This window comes from Paenibacillus faecis (genome assembly GCF_008084145.1).
Classification (GTDB): Bacteria; Bacillota; Bacilli; order Paenibacillales; family Paenibacillaceae; genus Fontibacillus; species Fontibacillus faecis.
The window spans coordinates 964369-980749 of record NZ_VSDO01000002.1 but is presented as its reverse complement, the minus strand read 5'-3'; the positions used below and the strand labels follow the sequence as shown (position 1 = coordinate 980749).

Annotated in this window: 13 protein-coding genes; 2 read left to right on the top strand and 11 right to left on the bottom strand. The window is 56.5% G+C overall.

Translation table 11 applies throughout. From position 1 onward, the window contains the following. Positions 1 to 52: 52 nt before the first annotated feature. Positions 53 to 1465 carry an FAD-binding oxidoreductase gene (locus tag FRY98_RS12370; RefSeq protein ID WP_148452127.1) on the top strand — a complete coding sequence of 471 codons (1413 nt, stop codon included), beginning with the start codon at positions 53 to 55 and terminating at the stop codon, positions 1463 to 1465. Continuing rightward, on the top strand, positions 1462 to 2808 hold the full coding sequence (locus tag FRY98_RS12365; RefSeq protein ID WP_148452124.1) for a (Fe-S)-binding protein: 1347 nt from the start codon (positions 1462 to 1464) through the stop codon (positions 2806 to 2808). Before FRY98_RS12370 ends, FRY98_RS12365 begins: the two co-directional genes overlap by 4 nt. A gap of 1333 nt (positions 2809 to 4141) precedes the next feature. On the opposite strand, the gene FRY98_RS12360 is transcribed toward FRY98_RS12365, so the two are convergent. The 11 genes from FRY98_RS12360 to FRY98_RS12310 all read right to left on the bottom strand — a co-directional run bounded on the left by FRY98_RS12360 (position 4142) and on the right by FRY98_RS12310 (position 16111). After that, entirely contained in the window at positions 4142 to 5065 is a 924-nt protein-coding gene (locus FRY98_RS12360) for an N-acetylglucosamine kinase (protein ID WP_148452122.1), read from the bottom strand. Positions 5066 to 5080: 15 nt separating this feature from the next. Further along, positions 5081 to 6649 (bottom strand): glycoside hydrolase family 3 protein, encoded by a 1569-nt coding sequence (locus tag FRY98_RS12355; protein WP_170287077.1) that lies wholly within the window; start codon positions 6647 to 6649, stop codon positions 5081 to 5083. Continuing rightward, complete coding sequence (locus tag FRY98_RS12350) at positions 6646 to 7803, bottom strand: exo-beta-N-acetylmuramidase NamZ family protein (RefSeq protein WP_148452120.1); 1158 nt, start codon at positions 7801 to 7803, stop codon at positions 6646 to 6648. Before FRY98_RS12350 ends, FRY98_RS12355 begins: the two co-directional genes overlap by 4 nt. Positions 7804 to 7849: 46 nt before the next feature. Further along, a complete protein-coding gene (locus FRY98_RS12345; protein ID WP_148452118.1) occupies positions 7850 to 8560 on the bottom strand; it encodes a PIG-L deacetylase family protein in 711 nt (236 codons plus the stop codon). A gap of 2 nt (positions 8561 to 8562) precedes the next feature. Further along, positions 8563 to 9531: a GNAT family N-acetyltransferase gene (locus FRY98_RS12340; RefSeq protein ID WP_148452116.1), complete on the bottom strand. Its 969-nt coding sequence runs from the start codon at positions 9529 to 9531 to the stop codon at positions 8563 to 8565. 43 nt (positions 9532 to 9574) lie between these two features. Next, positions 9575 to 10771, bottom strand: a complete 1197-nt coding sequence (locus tag FRY98_RS12335; RefSeq protein WP_148452114.1) for an anhydro-N-acetylmuramic acid kinase — start codon at positions 10769 to 10771, stop codon at positions 9575 to 9577. Next, entirely contained in the window at positions 10768 to 11628 is an 861-nt protein-coding gene (locus FRY98_RS12330; RefSeq protein WP_148452112.1) for a carbohydrate ABC transporter permease, read from the bottom strand. The genes FRY98_RS12335 and FRY98_RS12330 overlap by 4 nt, the downstream gene beginning before the upstream one ends. Before the next feature lie 15 nt (positions 11629 to 11643). Then, a complete protein-coding gene (locus FRY98_RS12325; RefSeq protein ID WP_148452110.1) occupies positions 11644 to 12564 on the bottom strand; it encodes a carbohydrate ABC transporter permease in 921 nt (306 codons plus the stop codon). 85 nt (positions 12565 to 12649) lie between these two features. Further along, positions 12650 to 14083, bottom strand: coding sequence for an ABC transporter substrate-binding protein (locus FRY98_RS12320; protein WP_148452108.1), 1434 nt, complete (start codon positions 14081 to 14083; stop codon positions 12650 to 12652). A gap of 31 nt (positions 14084 to 14114) precedes the next feature. Beyond that, the gene (gene murQ / locus FRY98_RS12315) at positions 14115 to 15029 is read right to left on the bottom strand and encodes an N-acetylmuramic acid 6-phosphate etherase (RefSeq protein WP_148452106.1); all 915 of its coding nucleotides are present in this window, start codon (positions 15027 to 15029) and stop codon (positions 14115 to 14117) included. 212 nt (positions 15030 to 15241) lie between these two features. Continuing rightward, positions 15242 to 16111, bottom strand: a complete 870-nt coding sequence (locus FRY98_RS12310; RefSeq protein WP_148452713.1) for a MurR/RpiR family transcriptional regulator — start codon at positions 16109 to 16111, stop codon at positions 15242 to 15244. Positions 16112 to 16381: the final 270 nt, after the last annotated feature.

Sequence of the window (16381 nt, the reverse complement as noted above, 5' to 3'; positions counted from 1 at the left end):
AATTCGTCAGATGACCTGATAACTATTCTATAAACCGGGAGGAGATAACCTCATGATTACCCCCGAGATCAAGCAGCAATTCATCTCAATTGTTGGAAGCGATTGGGTGAAAGACAGTCCGAACGAACTGTACGCCTACTCTTATGACGCTACCCCGATGTTTCAGTCGCTGCCGGACGTCGTAGTCATGCCGGCTACCTCCGGCGAAGTGTCCGCCCTGCTCCGGCTCGCGAACGAACATGGGATTCCCGTGATTCCCCGGGGCTCGGGCACGAATCTGGCGGCAAGCACCATCCCGGTTCAAGGCGGCTTGGTGCTTCAATTGCACCGCATGAACCGGATTCACGAAATCGACACCCAAAACCTTACGGCAACCGTCGGGCCCGGCGTCATTACGGCGGATCTGCACCAAGCCGTCGAAGCCTATGGCCTGTTCTACCCGCCCGACCCCGGAAGTATGCGGATATCCACGTTAGGCGGGAATCTATCCCAATGTGCCGGGGGAATGCGCGGATTGAAATACGGAGTAACCAAAGATTACGTCATGGGTCTGGAATATGTTCTCCCTTCCGGGGAAATATTCCGCTGTGGCGGCAAAAACGTGAAGGATGTGGCCGGTTACGACATGACCCGGCTCCTGGTCGGATCGGAAGGAACCTTGGCGGTCATTACGGAAATTACGCTGAAGCTGCTGCCGCTGCCCGAGACGAAACGGACTTTGCTCGCCTTTTTCACCAGTCTGGTGGACGCCGCCAAAACCGTGGAACAGGTAATCGCCGCTAAAATCATTCCCGCCACCATGGAATTTATGGATCAAGGCACGATGCGCGTCGTTGATGAATACGCCAAGCTGGGACTGCCTTTGGAGATGAAATCCATGCTGCTGATCGAACAGGACGGCCCCGAGGAGCTGGTGAGCAAAGACATCGCCAGTATAGCCGAGATCGCCCGAGCCAACGGCGCCGCCAGCGTCGAAGTCGCCGCAACGCTGGAGGAAGGCGCCAAACTCCTGACCGCCAGACGCTCGGCGCTGTCCGCTCTGTCGCGGATCAAACCCACAACCATTATGGAGGACGCCACCGTTCCGCGTTCCCGGCTGGCTGATATGGTGGCCGAGGTGGAAAGGATCGCGGACAAATACGACCTGCAAATTTGTACGTTCGGCCATGCCGGTGACGGCAATCTGCATCCGACCTGCATGACGGATGAGAGAAACAAACAAGAGATCGAGCGCGTGGAGCAGGCGTTCGCGGAAATTTTTGCCGCGGCGATCGCTTTGGGCGGGACGATTACCGGAGAACACGGCGTCGGGCTGGCCAAGCTGAACTATTTGCCGCTAAAAGTCGGGGAAGGCGGAATCGAGCTTATGCGGCGAATCAAAGCGGCGTTTGATCCCAATCACATAATGAACCCCGGCAAAATTTTCGCCGGCTCCGCCCGCCGTAGAATGGTGGTGAGACGATGAGCGAATTTACGCCAAAAGACTCTATTTCGCCGGCCTGCGCTTCCCCCAGCTCTGCGGGAAGAACCGACGGGCTGCTGGAGCTTTTTGATATGGATGAGATTATGAACTGCATGCATTGCGGCTTCTGCTTGCCGACCTGCCCGACCTTTGTGCAGACGGGCCTGGAAACCTATAGTCCCCGGGGCCGCATCGCCCTGATGAAGGGCGTGGCCACAGGCCAGCTGGCGGTGGATGCCGAGTTCGAGCACCATATGAACGCCTGTCTTGGCTGCCGCGCTTGCGAGACGGCCTGTCCGGCGGGGGTTCCCTACGGCGGACTGCTGGAGACGGCCCGCGAGGTCGTGCAAGAGACGAAAAAAGCCCAAGAAAAGCCTTCCGCCGTGCGGAACCTGATCTTCAACCGGGTGTTCCCTTATCCCCAAAGGGTCAAACGGCTGGGGAACGTGCTGTGGGCCGCACAGGCGCTCGGCCTGCAATCTTTCGCCGACCGGACCGGACTGATCCGCATCCTGCCGCGGGAACTGGCCGAAATGCAGAAAGCGGTCGGTACCGTCGCTTCCCCCCGGGAACGCCGGACGCGCCTGCCGCGAATGCAGGCGGAGGGCGAAACGAAGTTTACGGTCGGGCTGTTCACCGGCTGTATTATGGATGTGATGTTCTTTGAGACGAATCAGGCGACGGCGCGGCTGTTGACCAAAGCCGGCTGCGACGTGGTATTCGTTCCCCAGCAGGGATGCTGCGGAGCGATGCACGCCCACTCGGGAGAAATGAGCGGCGCGAAGGAGCTGGCTAAACGGAACATCGAAGCGTTCGAACGATCCGGAGTCGACTTCGTCGTCAATAACGCCGGCGGCTGCGGGGCGGCGCTGAAAGAGTACGGGCATTGGTTCAAGGGCGATCCCGACTGGGAAGAACGCGCCCGCCGGTTCGCGGCCCGAAATCGCGACGCGAATGAAATGCTGGCGGAGCTTCCTCCCCTGTCGTTCAGCAAACCGCTGCCGGCCAAAGTCACCTATCAGGACTCCTGCCATCTCGCGCACGGACAGGGGGTACGGAATCAGCCCCGCGAGCTGCTCCGCCGCATCCCCGGGCTGGAGCTGGTGGAGATGCGGCAGCCGGACAGCTGCTGCGGCTCCGCGGGCACGTACAATCTCACCCAGTTCGACATGTCGATGCAGATCCTGGACGGCAAAATGGAACAAGTGCGGGAAACCCAGGCCCGTCTGATCGTGACCTCCAACCCCGGCTGCCTGCTGCAAATGAAACAGGGCATCCTTCGCGCCGGCCTGGCCGGTCAAATGGAAGCCGTGCATATTATGGATTTACTGGACCGGGCCCTCTAGGGGGACCGGTTTTTTTTCTTGCGGAAAGAAGGTAGAACGGCGGCATAACTATCCAGTTGTACACCATCAGACAACCTTGAGAACATAAAATTCCTGCAAATCTGCATGTTTTTTTCTGGTTGGGGATAGAAATTTCAAAATTCCTGCAAATCTGCAGCAATTTTCGGCGAAACAGCCTCGTTTTTCTAAAATCGCTAGAAATGCCTGCAAATTTGCATCTTTTCTCGCATCCCCTCATAAATCAGCCTAAAATACCTGCAGATTTGCATTTATTTGGTTTGGAAGTGGAAGAAGGGTTGGAAAGTGCGCTAGGCGCCTTGATCCTCGTGGACTACAACCAAAATGGATGTCGATGGGTGTGAGACTGCGTACTTAACTTATCGAGCACCTCCCAACTGGAATCCAACGAAAAGGTGGAAGAGAACCGCCCATAGCTGGTGTGCTCTATTGATGGGGATAACTAGCGGATCGTTGAATCGAACGAACATACTTTGGTTCGCGAGAGACGCGAAAGTTAGCGGGTGCATGTGAAATATTGATAAAATGCGTGGATAATTGGCAGGTTTGCTTGGATATTGCTTGGATTTTGCTTGGATATTGCGCGGCTGGCGGTGATTAGCGAAAGTGGTTTAATGACGAGCCCTAGTCCGACGGAACCTAGAACGACGGATCCCAGTCCGACAACTCCTAGTCCGGCGGGTCCTAGTCCAGCGGTTCCTAGTCCGGCGGGTCCTAGTCCGGCGGCTCTTAGTGGCGGTTCCCAGGGCCCAATCAGCTGCTGACAGAAATAACGGCATTTTGCGGCGTTATTTTGTCGAATTCGTCCCTTCGGAGAGAAATAGCGGCATTTTGGGGCCTTATTTTTGGGAAAAGCGGGCTCAAGCCTGATTTTGGGGCCCGCTTCAATGAAATAAGGCCCTTTTCGACCGCTATTTTACCCGAAAACGCGAATCGGGCCGAAATAACGGCCCAAAACGCCGCTATTATAAGCACGAGGCAAGAGAGATTGCGGATAGGCAGCACCATATCGGGTTTTACGCAATGCCCCTGGAAAAAAAAGAGACTTACTTCCCTAATAGCGGGCACCTAAACAATGATTTGACCGGTTGTGCGCAAAAAAAAGGCCCTGAAGGGCCGCTATCCCTTTTCGAAGAGCCAAATTCGACAAAATCGAGGCGTTAAAGCCCCTTATTACCTCCCCCTCTGTCTGAGGAGTAGGAGGCAATAGACCGATGGATGGCCCCTATTAAGATGAGTGCTATAACTATGCGATCAATGGCGCTTAATAACGGGACAACCTCCCGCTAATTGGCTAGCCCGTACCCTAATGCTCCTAAACTAGCTTAAATTCCCGGAGCGCGATCATCGCCGCTCCCCGGGCGGCGTCATGTTTCGGCAGCGTGCAGACGAGCTCGGGATAGCGCTGCCGCATCATTCCGCCGAAGGCTTCCCGCACCTCTTTATTGCACTGCAGGACGCTTCCCGCCAAAGCGAGTTCGCCCGTCCGCAGGTGCAGCCGTTCGGCCACGGGAGCGACGAGCTCAACCAAAGCGCCCGCGCTTTGGTTCACGATCGCCAAGGCCGCTTCGTCCCCCTGCGCACTGGCTCGGGACAGAATGGGAGCCAGCGCGGCGATATCTTTTTTGTTCGTGTTCTTGTCGTAGACGAACCCGACGATCTGCCGCACATCGCTCACTTGAAGCTGCTCGTACACCATGGCCGTGATGACGGTCGGCGCGATCCGGCCGTCCTCCGCCCGCACGACCGCGCGCAGCAGGTCCCGTCCGATGCTGTAGCCGCTGCCTTCATCGTCGATGAGATACCCGAATCCGCCGGTCCGATGCGTTTGACCGCTTGCGTTCTGTCCATAGCAAATGGACCCGGTTCCCGCAATCACAATCATCCCGACGGGACTGTCCAAAGCGCCGTTAAGCGCGGTCACATGATCTCCCGTCACCGTCAAACCGGAGGCATAGCCGGCTTCCCGGACGATCGACTCCAGCCGCCCCGCCGCCTCGGGATGGCTGACTCCCGCCGCGCCAATGCAAAGATGCTTGCAATATTCCAGCCCCCCGCAGACGTCAGAGATCCTCCCTATGATTTCATGCAGGCTGTTTCGGACCGAACTCTCCTGCTGCCCGTTTAAATTAATGGCCCCGGAAACAAAAGAGTCCACCGCCGCCCCATTCTCATCCATGATAACGACAGCGGTTTTGGTGCCCCCTCCGTCCAGCCCGGCTATAAATGTTTTGCTCATGCTTACGACACTCCTTTATCTCAGAGCGATGCTCAATCGTCCGCCGGGTTCGGCCGATCCGTCCAAAACGCGCGCGACCGACATCACGGACAGCGGCGTATACTCGAAGGCGGCCAGACCGCATACTTCATCCGGCAACAGCTCCAAGTCATAAGGACGCCCCAGCGCCACCGCCGTAACTTGGTGCCCCAGCTCTCTTAAACGGCGAACCAGCTTCAACTGGCCCTCATTTTCCCGAGCGTTGTATAATCCGATGACGACATGCGGATAGGATCGCACATCGGCGGCAATCCTTTCGATTTCATCCGGCTCCGGATCGATGCCGATCACCTGATGCGCCGCCGTGAACATTCGTCCCAACGTCTCCGGAAACGAAAATGAGGCATTGACGCTGCTGGAGGCGAGGTCGGAACGATAGGGATAGCTGCCGAGAAATATCGTCCGCGGATCCCCCGGTTCCACCCGTCGCAATTCACCGCGAACGCGGCAAATGCTCTCCAGGCTCATTTGCTCGGCCGAGCGGCGATGGGCCGCACAGCCGACTATGGACAGGTCCCGCCCGGCCCGCTCAACCGCGGCATACTTACGTTTATAATACAGCACCTTCGCTACCGCTTCATCCAAAACCTCCATCGGAAGTTCGCCCGATTGAACCGCCCGCTCCAACAGCTCCACCGTTTCGATGACAAGCGCCGGCGTATGGCTGACGAATACCATGTGCACTCCGGCTTTCAAAGCCCCCAAGGCCCCACGGGCCGTGCCGTAAAACTTCTTGATCGCATCCATCTCCAGGCAATCGGAAACGATCAGACCGTCAAATTTAAGCTCGTTTTTCAGCAAGCCGGTCACGATCGTCCGGGACATCGTCGCCGGCACCCGCTCCGCTTCCAGCGCCGGAAACAGGATGTGCGCGGTCATCACGCTTTCCGCGCCGGCTTCGATCGCCCGGCGGAACGGCGCAAGCTCCAACGCCTCCAGCTCGGCCAGCGTTTTGCCGATGACCGGCAGGCCGAGGTGCGAATCGACCGCGGTATCGCCATGCCCCGGAAAATGCTTGACCGCCGCGAGCACGCCGCCGTCGCGCAAACCGCGGAGCATCTGCAGACCGTACTCCGCAACCGTCTCCGCCGTGTCCCCGTAAGAACGGACATTGATCACCGGATTGTGCGGATTGTTGTTGATGTCCAACACCGGCGCCAGATTGAAGTTGATCCCCAGCGCCCGCAGCTCGCGGGCCGTGATCCGCCCGGCGGCGTAAGCATGCTCCGGCCGTCCCCCAGCGGCGATCGCCATCGCCCCCGGTACGTTCGTCGCTTCGTCCGGCAACCGTGTGACCCGGCCGCCCTCCTGATCGATCGAGATCAGCGCCGGCCGCCCCGTCTCCTTGACGATCATCGCTTGCAACTCGCCGCATAACCGGCTTAACTGTTCCACGCCGCCTACATTATGCGAAAATAAAATGATGTTGCCGATTTTGTACTCCGCAACCAAGCGATGCAGATCGGCCGTGATTTCCGGCGCGGAGAAGCCCGTCAGAATCAGTTGGCCGATCTTTTCCCTTACTGTCATCGTCAATGCAGTCATACGCGGCCTCCCAACGAATAGAGATGATACTTCTCTTTCATCTTCGCAAACACCCGGCTCTCCTCCCGGAACTGCTCCAGCATTTCCGGCAGCGGCACCGTCCCTTCGCGGTACAGCTTATCGCCGCACAGCAGATCGATAAACGGGCGGGCGTTGTCCTTGACCGGCGGCAGGTAGGAGAAGCCTTCGTACTGTCGCTTAATCGTATAAAGCAGCGTCACCCCGGTTTCCACGGCGTTTAGCGCCCGCGCATCCGTCACGTAAAGCTGCACGCCCCCGCACAGCTCCCCGGCAAACTTCGACGTCGTCGGCTTAAAATACACCGGACGGAACAAGACGCCCGGCAGCCGCAGCGCGTTCATCTCCGCCGCCAGGCTTTCCGGCTCGATGAACGGCGCGCCGATCATTTCGAACGGAAACGTCGTGCCGCGCCCTTCCGACAGGTTCGTGCCTTCGAACAGACAGGTGCCGCCGTACAGCAGGGCCGTTTCGAACCGCGGGATATTCAGCGAAGGATGCACCCAGAGCCGCCCCGTTTCCGGAAACAGCATGCGCCGGTCCCAGCCTTCGCAAGGGATGACGTGCAGTTCGGCGTTCCAGCCCATCATATCGTTCGCCATCGTCGCCACCTCACCCGCGGTCAAACCGTACCGTACGCAAAGCGGATAATTCCCGACGAACGACTCGTATCCCGGCTTCAGGACGTTGCCTTCCACCGTGACTCCGTCCAGCGGATTGATCCGGTCCAGCACGATAAACGGCTTGCCCGTCCTGGCGCAATCCTCCAGCGCATACAGCATCGTATAAATAAACGTGTAATAGCGGATGCCCACATCCTGGATGTCATAGACGACCGCGTCGACCTCCTCCAGCATCTCCGGCGTCATCCGTTTGGATTCTTTCCGGTACAAGCTGTAGACCGGAACCCCCGTCAGCGGGTCCGTATAGGTATCGACCAGTGCCCCCGCCGCCTGATCTCCGCGCACGCCGTGCTCCGGCGAGAACAAGGCGGCCAGATAAAAATGCTCCTTAAACACCTGAATGGTGGACACAAAGCCGGAAGTAAGCCCCGTAGGCGACGTGATCAGTCCCAGGCGCTTCCCTTGGAGCAGCCGGGTATGCGACATGATGTTATCGACCCCGTTCTTGACCATAACCGCAAACCTCCCCTTGAACGGCACGTTATAGCAAACCGTTGGTTTACATCAAATCCGATTTCAGCACGCGCATCGTTTCCGCCGGAACCATAAAGGTCTCCGCATACTGCTTCCGGGCTTCGATGCCGCGCACGCGCGCCAGATGCTTGTAATATTCCAGATAAGGAAAGGAAGCGCTTCCCGTGACGAACCAATGCTGGGACACGGCCTTCACCCACAGGTCGTAGGCCTCCTGATCGAAATCGATGTACACGTAAGGCTTGTAGTCGACCGCATCCTCCCAGTTTTCCGCATAGTACAGCCTGGAAGCGAAATGCGCCGGCAGATCCCGCTCCAGCGAACTCAGCCCGGCGAAGAAACGAGCGTCGTTCACGATCAAATGCGTGGTCATATGGTCTTTGTGCATGCTGTTCCTGAAATGCGTAATGATAATGTTCGGCCTTACTTCGCGGATGACGTCGCACACCCGGTAGCGCATCTCTTCGCTGTTCGTCAGCTCGCCGTCGGGAATATCGAATACGATGGATTCCCCTCCGAGCATCTCGGCAAAAACGGCCGCCTCCCGCACCTTCTGCTCCCGGTACTCGGCCATATCCCTTCCGGCCGGAACGCCGCGTTCCCCGGCGGTCAGCGCCAGCGTGACGACGCGGTCTCCCTTCAGCGCGTGGCTGGCGAGCACGCCTCCCGCGGTTAATTCCATGTCCCCCACATGGCCTCCGATAGCCAGAATCGTTAACCGTTCCTGTTCGCTCATCGCTAGAACTCCCTTCTCATGACCGCAAATGTTTTGACCTTCCGAAATCCCGCCTTCTCGTAAATCCGCATCGCCGGATTCGTCATGCCGGTAAACAACGACATGTAATCCGTACCGATCTGTTGAAATGCCTCGCATAGTTTGAAAAATAAAACGCTGCCCAGGCCATGGCCTTCGTGCGCGGAGTGAACCCCGATGCCAACGAAAAAGCCGCGGCCGTTCTCCTGCCGGACGACCGGGCCGGCAAAGCCCGCGGCCTTTCCGTTCAAGGCCGCGATCACCAGCGGTTCGCCGGCTTCGGCGTACTCTGGAATCTGCCGCTTCCACAGCGGATTGTCGAAGCCGTCCAGCATCTCCGCAAGCCCGTCGTGCCGCCGGGGATCATAAAGTTCGACCCGGTATCCGGCTTCGGCCGCCTTTCGCTCCTTGGCCCGGATATCCTCCGGGATCGCAAATTCGCCGAGCGGCAAATACATACCGCATTCCTGCGCCCGTTCCGCATACCCCTCGCGGAGCAAAAAGCCGTGCAGCCCGCTCCCCGCCGGGACGCCGGGCGCATTGTTGTGCTCATGCCGCGGCGTATCCGGAATGTACCACGGCAGTTGCATCGGATTAAAAAACAGCACTTCGGCCTGCTTTTTGCCCAAACTCCGGAAACGCCGCTCCAGGGCTGCCAACAGCCCTCTGTAGTTCTCCTCCGTTTGAAACTCATCGTCCAGCACGATGCAAGTCAAATAACCCGCGGTTTCTCCGAGCGGCAAGTCGTCACCCGTGCACCCGCAGGCAAATCCTCGGACCGTTCCTCTTTGATCCAGCATCACCCATGCCGCCTCGGGGTCAAAATAGCGGCTGTCCGTAAAGATGCCTCTAAAACTTTGCTCGGTCAGCTCTTTATAACCGTCCCGCACCGCTTCCCGGTTCCATAGCTCGATAACCCCGGGGATGAAGCGGTCTTCCCACGTCATCAACATGACGCGATCCCCCCTGCCTGGTTTGGTTTTGACCTGCCGGCCTTTAATAACTGATCTTGCCCATCACCACGGGGCGCTCCGCCCCGGTCACGCCGGGCAGATTATTCGTCCGCCGGGCCAGCGTATAGCCGGCAAGCAGCGCGAAAGCCACCGCCTCTTTGGCGTCGCTGCTCCAGCCCATCTCCTCCTGGGTCCGCACGGCGACGTTCATCGGTGCCATCTCGGCGTTCAAGAAATCCATCAGCGCGGGATTGTAGCTTCCACCGCCTCCGACGATCAGCGCGTCCGCCGGATACCGGTCGCGGACGAAGCGGCGGTAAGCCTCGCCGATCGTCCACGCGGTCAACCGCGTCACCGTCGCCACGAGGTCTTTGGCCGAAAGGCCGTGCCGCTCCCGGTAGTCCAGCAATCGATCGATATAGGGCGCTCCGAACAGCTCCCTCCCGGTCGATTTGGGAATCGGCCGGGAATAATAGGGCTCCCGCTGCAACTCCCGAAGCAGCCCGTCATGGATGCGCCCGCGCTTGGCCATGTCTCCTCCGGCATCCATCGTCTGCCTGCCCAGAGTCAGCCGGGACACGATCCCGTCGATCAGCATGTTGCCGGGGCCCGTGTCGAAGGCGTAAACCTGTTCCTCCCGGCAGCCCGCCGGAAGGACGGTCATGTTGCCGATGCCGCCGATATTTTGCAGCAGCAAGGTCCGGTGTTCTTCCCGGTAAAGCAAGTACTCCGTAAAGGGAACAAGCGGCGCCCCCTGCCCGCCGACGGCCATGTCGGCGACGCGGAAATCGGAGACGCAGGGAATGCCCGTCCGGGCCGCGATCACGGCCCCTTCCCCGATTTGTACTGTATAACGCAAATCGATGCCCTCTCTGACGTGCGATTCCGGCGCATGGTGGATCGTCTGTCCGTGCGAACCGATCCAGGCAATCTCGTTTGGCGTCAGTCCCGCCCTGCGGATCACCGCCAGAGCCGCCTCCGCGAACAGTTCGCCCAGCCAAACGTTCAACCGGCCGACGCGGTCGATCGTCGCTTGTTGCGGATCAAATAACGCAAAGATCTCTTTCCTGGCTGGAGCGGGGTACGGAACGTTCTCGAACGCCACGAGCCGGACTTGCGGTTTCTGATCCGGCTCCCCGCGGATTTCCACCACCGCCGCGTCGATCCCGTCGACGGAGGTGCCGGACATGAGTCCCACGGCATAGCGGGTGCCGACGTCCGTCGCGCTTCGCCCGTTCATCCTTTCACCGCCCCTACGGTAACGCCTTCCAGGAAGTATTTTTGCAGGCTGAAGAACAGGACGAACATCGGTATCGCCGAAATGGCGGCCCCCGCCATCATCGGGGCGAAATACGTCGTATTGGCAAAACGGAAGTTTTTCAGTCCGACTTGAATGGTCTGCATATCCATTGTGTTGGTAACCAGGAACGGCCAAAAGAAGGTGTTCCAGCTATCCATAAACGTAAGGATCGCCATCACCGCCATCACCGTTTTGGACAGCGGCACGATCACGCGGATGAAAATCTGGAACTGGTTGCACCCTTCCACCTTGGCGCATTCCAGAATTTCATTCGGAATCGACGACATGAACTGTTTGGCCAGAAAAATGTTATAGACCGTCACGATCCCCGGCAGGATAAGCGCGCTGTACGTATTCTGAATCTGGAACACATTCACGATCAAAATGTAAAGCGGCACCTGGGTAACTTGATAAGGAATCATCATCGCGCAGAGCAAAATAAAGAACAGCACGTTTCTTCCTTTAAACCGGATTTTGGAGAACGCGTATCCGGCCAAGGTAGCAAACACTACATTGAATACCGTGACACTGCCCGCGACGATCAGCGAGTTCAGCAGCCAGCGGTAGGAATATTCGCTGTAATCGAAGAAGAACTTGTAGGAATCCAGTGAAATCTTGGTCGGCCAAAGCGTATAGCTTAGAGCGCCGGCTTCCACCGGATCGCCGAAGGAGGAAATAATCATGAAATAGATCGGAAACAGGGTGGCGAGCGCGAAGAGCACAAGCACGATGATCATGAAGGTGTTGCGGGCAAACTTTACGCCTTTGTGTCCGGTATGATTACTGTATAGCGCCATCGTTCTCTCCTCCCCCTAGTACTCAACGTCGTTGCCGAGAAATTTGAATTGGATCAGGGAAATACCGGCGATAATCACCGTCAAAATCAAGGATTGTGCTGCGGCTTTGCCAAACTCGAAGTATTTGAACGCGTTGTCGAAGATCAACAGTCCGACCATCGTCGTCGCGTTGTCCGGGCCTCCGCCCGTCATCAGATAAGCGTTCTGGAAAACCTGGAACGAGCCGATGACGCCGGTCACGAGCAGGAACAAGGTGGTCGGCTTAAGGCACGGGATCACGATGTACCACAGCTTTTGAAAAAAAGAAGCCCCGTCCAAATCCGCCGCTTCGTAATAGCTTGTATCGATGCCGAGCAGTGCGGCGAGATAAATAATGATACTGGTGCCGTGGCTTGACAGCCAGGCCATCAGCACGAGGGAGAACATGGCCGTCGCGCTCGATCCCAACCAGTTCTGGTTGGCGATGCCGAACACGCTCAGCAATTGGTTCAAGATCCCCGTGGTCATCGGATCGAAAATCCACAGCCAGACGACCGATAGAGCGACCCCCGATGCGACGGCGGGCAGGTAGTAAACCGCTTTAAACGTCGTTTGCAGTCCCTTTTTAAATGGAAGAATCATGATCGCGACGGCAAAGGACAGAAACAGGGATACCGGGACGGTCAAGGCCGTATATACCACGGTATTCGTGATGGACTTCCAAAAGAGCGAATCTTTGAAGGTGTTTACGTAATTGTCAAAGCCGATGAACACCGAGCCGAGCGGCCGGTACTCCTGAAAGCTGATAATAAAGGCGCTGACCACGGGATAGGCGGTAAACATGGCGTAGACGACCAGCGCCACGGCGATAAACGCGTAAGCCCAAGCGCCGTCCCCTTTCCATTTGCGCTTCTTGCCGATCTTGGGTGGATTCTGTGCTTTTGCCAAGTGAGCCATAATGTCCAAACTCCTTCTCCAACCGTTTTGCGAAAAAAGGATCGGGCAGCCGGATCGGTTTTACGCGACTGCCCGATGGGTAGGACTAATCGTTTACAATTCCGTCTTGACCGAAGGTACCGATCGCCTCGGCCTTAACCGCTTCGTACATTTCCTCCGGCGTGATTTCGTTCGCCAGAAGCGCCTGCAGCTTCGGAATAATCACGGCGTCCTCGATCTTGATCGCTTTGGCGCCAAGGTCGACCGGGATGTCCGGCCGGGCCGGATTTGCATGCGAGAGCATCGTTTCCACGGCGGCCACATTGTCCGGATTCCGGTCAACCGTCATGCTCTTGGCCGCTTCTCTTCCGCTCTTCGTGATATGGGCGGCGAAGAGATCGTTGTTCGTCGTGGCCGCCACCTTGCCGCTCGCGAGGAAATACGCGGCTTTTACCACATTCGCCTTATGCTCGGCGGTCGGCTCTTTTTTGCCGCGGAAGGTTACATAACCGTCAACCACGGTGCTGGAAATCGGCTCTTCGCCCAGGAAGGTCGGTACCGGCAGGACGATATATTCCACCGGGATGCTGCCTTGGACGGCGCTTCCGTCATTGGCTTTGAGCTTTTCGTTGTTCTTTTTGGCGGAGTTTTCAAAGGTGGCGAGCCCTTTCCCGGTAATCATCGTCTGGCCCGTGAGGAACATATTCCAACGTTTCCCGGCATCGACGGAGCTGAGCTCCTTCGGCATCGAGCCGTCGTCGATGAGTTGCCGGATCGCCTTCAGCACTTCCAGGAAGTTTTTGCTGGTGTAGGCATATTTCAAATCTTTGTCGAAAGCGGCGGGCATTCCCGCGTTTTTAATCAAAATGTTCAAGTAATCCTTCGCGGTGACGCCGGCGGTAGCAAACACGAATCCGTACCGTTTCGTGGTATTGCCTTCCTTGACGACACCTTTTTTGATCGCTTCCCGGAATTCCTCGTAAGTCCATCCGTTTTTCTGCACGTTTTTCCAGTCGATGCCGGCGGCTTCCAGGTACTCTTTATTTCCGCCCAGCGCGTGTACTTCCATATAAGCGGGGAACCCGTAGAGCCCTTCGCCTTTCTTCATATATTCCAGCGGCGCGGGATCAAAATCGGCGATCATTTCCGGGGTCGCGGTTTCGGTGATATCCATCAGCATCCCCTGTTGAACGTACTTGGAAATCCCATCCGAGCCAATGAAAGCGATATCAGGAGGACTTCCCGCATTGACCTGCGTGTCGAGCTTCTGGGTCATATCCTCCCAGCTGGCAGGTTCGATTTTCAAAGTAAGATTCGGGTAGAGCGCATTAAAGTCTTTCTCCATTTGGGCAAAATTGTTCTGAAATTCCCCCGAAACCGGTGGAAGCAGCGCGGTAATGGTATCTTTCGCTTCCCCGTTCCCGGCTTTTGCAGCGTTTGCGCCGCCGCCTTCGTTACTTTTGGGCCCGCAAGCGGTCAAGGTGGTAAGTAGCATAGAGAAAGCCAACAGTGAAGTCAGGACATGCGTTTTTCTTTTCATTTGAAAATCCTCCCCCCGGGTTATCGAACGGTTATCTTACTTGATTGGTTGTGCGGATCGCGGATTTCAGGTTCCCTTCGCTTTCTTCAAGAACCCGCTCCGCCTGGACCGCGTCCAGTCCGGTTTTGATCATCAAGATCGCCAGTTTGCAATTCATGGACGCCTTCGCCAAATATTCGGCCGCCGTATCCGGATCGACTCCGGTAGCGATCCGGATAATCCGGATCGAACGGTCATAGAGCTTTTTGTTGCTGGCCTTCAGATCCACCATTAAGTTGTTGTAAGTCTTCCCCAGCTTAACCATCGTGCAGGTTGTCAGCATGTTCAGCACCAGCTTCTGGGCCGTGCCCGCTTTCAGCCGCGTCGATCCCATAATCACTTCGGGGCCGACCACGGGCGCGATGCAGATATCGCATACCTCCTCCAACCGGGATCCCTTGTTATTGACGATCCCGATCGTGACCGCCCCCAACTCGGCGGCTTTCTTCAGTCCGGCAATGACAAAGCTGGCCGAACCGCTGGCCGAAATGCCGATCACGGCATCCCGCGATGTCACGCCGACGCGCTCAATTAAAGCTATCCCCTCCTCCGCGCTGTCTTCAAAACCTTCAACGGCTACTCTTAATGCCATGTCTCCCCCGGCGATATGCCCTTGCACCAAGGCGGGATCGACACCGAAAGTAGGCGGACATTCGGAGGCATCCAGCACACCCAGTCTACCCGAGGTACCTGCTCCTATATAAAACATTCTGCCACCCTGCTTAAGCACGTGATGGAGAATATCCACCGCCCTGACGATTTGTGGGATTTCCGCAGCCACCGCAGCAGGAACCTTGGCATCCTCCTGATTGAGCAGCCGGAGCATTTGCTCGGTCGTGCACTCGTCAATCATTAGCGTGTCGGGGTTGATTCCTTCTGTGGTCAGTCCTGCAAAGTATTGTTCCATGGCCGATTCATTCTCCTCACTGGTGAATTGGGACCTCAATTCTTGGTTTTATATTAATTGGGCAAACCTGACGCCGTCAATAGTTTTTGAAATAAAATTTTATGATGTAATATTTTTTTGTTTTTTTAATTCGTCCATGAGATAAAAAAAGCCGTCCTTCCGTCATCCGAGATGACTTCGGGACAGCCCATAACTCTGCCGATTACACAGGTTTATTTCCGGCTTCTATGTTTGAAGGCGAGAATATTGTGCGTTTTTGTGAGGAACTTCTTTACGTTCTGATACTCCGCGCTCGCCACGCCGGCGAACAAAATGTCGATGACGGTAAGCATGGCGATTCTTGAGCCCATGGCTCCGCTGCGCATCGTCACTTCGGGCGTTGAAATCCCCAGAAGAATATCCGCCTTGTCGGCCAGTTCGCTCTTGTTGTACCGGGTAATCGCAATCGTGCTGACTTTGTTCTTCTTCGCCACTTCCAGCGTGTCCAGAATTTCGGCCGTATCGCCCGAATTGGAAACGAAAATGGCGACATCGCCCTTGCCCAGCAAGGTCGCCGCCGTAAGCTGGCTGTGCGCGTCGATGTAGGCGTGGCACATTTTGTTGATCCGCGAAAATTTTTGCTCGCCGTCCTGACAGATTAACCCCGAGGCGCCCACGCCGAAGAAGACGATGCGGTTGCTCGCCCGAAGCGCTTTGACGGCCCGGTCCACCTCGTTCCTGTCCAAAACGCTGAGGGTATCTTCTATCGATTTCATGTTGTTCCGCGAAATATTCGAAATAATGGTGTTGAGGTCGTCCCCGGGCTGAATGTCGGTGTAACCGTCCTTCCGGTCCTCATCCATGGAGCCGACGGCGGCGGAAATACTCACGATGAAGTTGCGGTACCCGCTGTAGCCCATCGTTTTGCAGAACCGCAGGACGGAAGCGTCGCTGGTCTTGCTCAAACGGGCCAGGCTTTTGATCGACAAATGCGGAATTTCTTCCGTATTGGCCAAGATGTACTCCGCCACCAACCGCTCTACCGGTGTCAAGTTCTCTTTCATTTCCCGGATTTTGATCAGGATATTATCATTAATCGCCATCGCAGCTTCCCTACTCACTTCATTGATTTCTCTTACTTTATGAACTCCAGATCCTCCAAATCATAGAAAGCGGCTTCTGCCAAAACCTTACGTCCCATGATATGCATTCATATCTTAAGCGCTTTTTGTGCAAAAAACAAGCGATTTCAGCTAAAATTCTGGAAATCGTGTCCTTTAATTTAAAATTTTATTTCAAAACTATTAACTCAATATAAAATTATTTTACGTTTTTTATTGTCGATTCTAAGAACCGCATGCTATAATAGCCGC

Bases quoted from the DNA above. Each gene is read 5' to 3' on its own strand.
- FRY98_RS12310 (WP_148452713.1), bottom strand. From the start codon at position 16,111: ATGGCGATTAATGATAATATCCTGATCAAAATCCGGGAAATGAAAGAG.
- FRY98_RS12335 (WP_148452114.1), bottom strand. From the start codon at position 10,771: ATGAACGGGCGAAGCGCGACGGACGTCGGCACCCGCTATGCCGTGGGA.
- FRY98_RS12360 (WP_148452122.1), bottom strand. From the start codon at position 5,065: ATGAGCAAAACATTTATAGCCGGGCTGGACGGAGGGGGCACCAAAACC.
- FRY98_RS12365 (WP_148452124.1), top strand. From the start codon at position 1,462: ATGAGCGAATTTACGCCAAAAGACTCTATTTCGCCGGCCTGCGCTTCC.
- FRY98_RS12355 (WP_170287077.1), bottom strand. From the start codon at position 6,649: ATGACTGCATTGACGATGACAGTAAGGGAAAAGATCGGCCAACTGATT.
- murQ (WP_148452106.1), bottom strand. From the start codon at position 15,029: ATGGAACAATACTTTGCAGGACTGACCACAGAAGGAATCAACCCCGAC.
- FRY98_RS12345 (WP_148452118.1), bottom strand. From the start codon at position 8,560: ATGAGCGAACAGGAACGGTTAACGATTCTGGCTATCGGAGGCCATGTG.
- FRY98_RS12350 (WP_148452120.1), bottom strand. From the start codon at position 7,803: ATGGTCAAGAACGGGGTCGATAACATCATGTCGCATACCCGGCTGCTC.
- FRY98_RS12320 (WP_148452108.1), bottom strand. From the start codon at position 14,083: ATGAAAAGAAAAACGCATGTCCTGACTTCACTGTTGGCTTTCTCTATG.
- FRY98_RS12370 (WP_148452127.1), top strand. From the start codon at position 53: ATGATTACCCCCGAGATCAAGCAGCAATTCATCTCAATTGTTGGAAGC.
- FRY98_RS12340 (WP_148452116.1), bottom strand. From the start codon at position 9,531: ATGTTGATGACGTGGGAAGACCGCTTCATCCCCGGGGTTATCGAGCTA.
- FRY98_RS12330 (WP_148452112.1), bottom strand. From the start codon at position 11,628: ATGGCGCTATACAGTAATCATACCGGACACAAAGGCGTAAAGTTTGCC.
- FRY98_RS12325 (WP_148452110.1), bottom strand. From the start codon at position 12,564: ATGGCTCACTTGGCAAAAGCACAGAATCCACCCAAGATCGGCAAGAAG.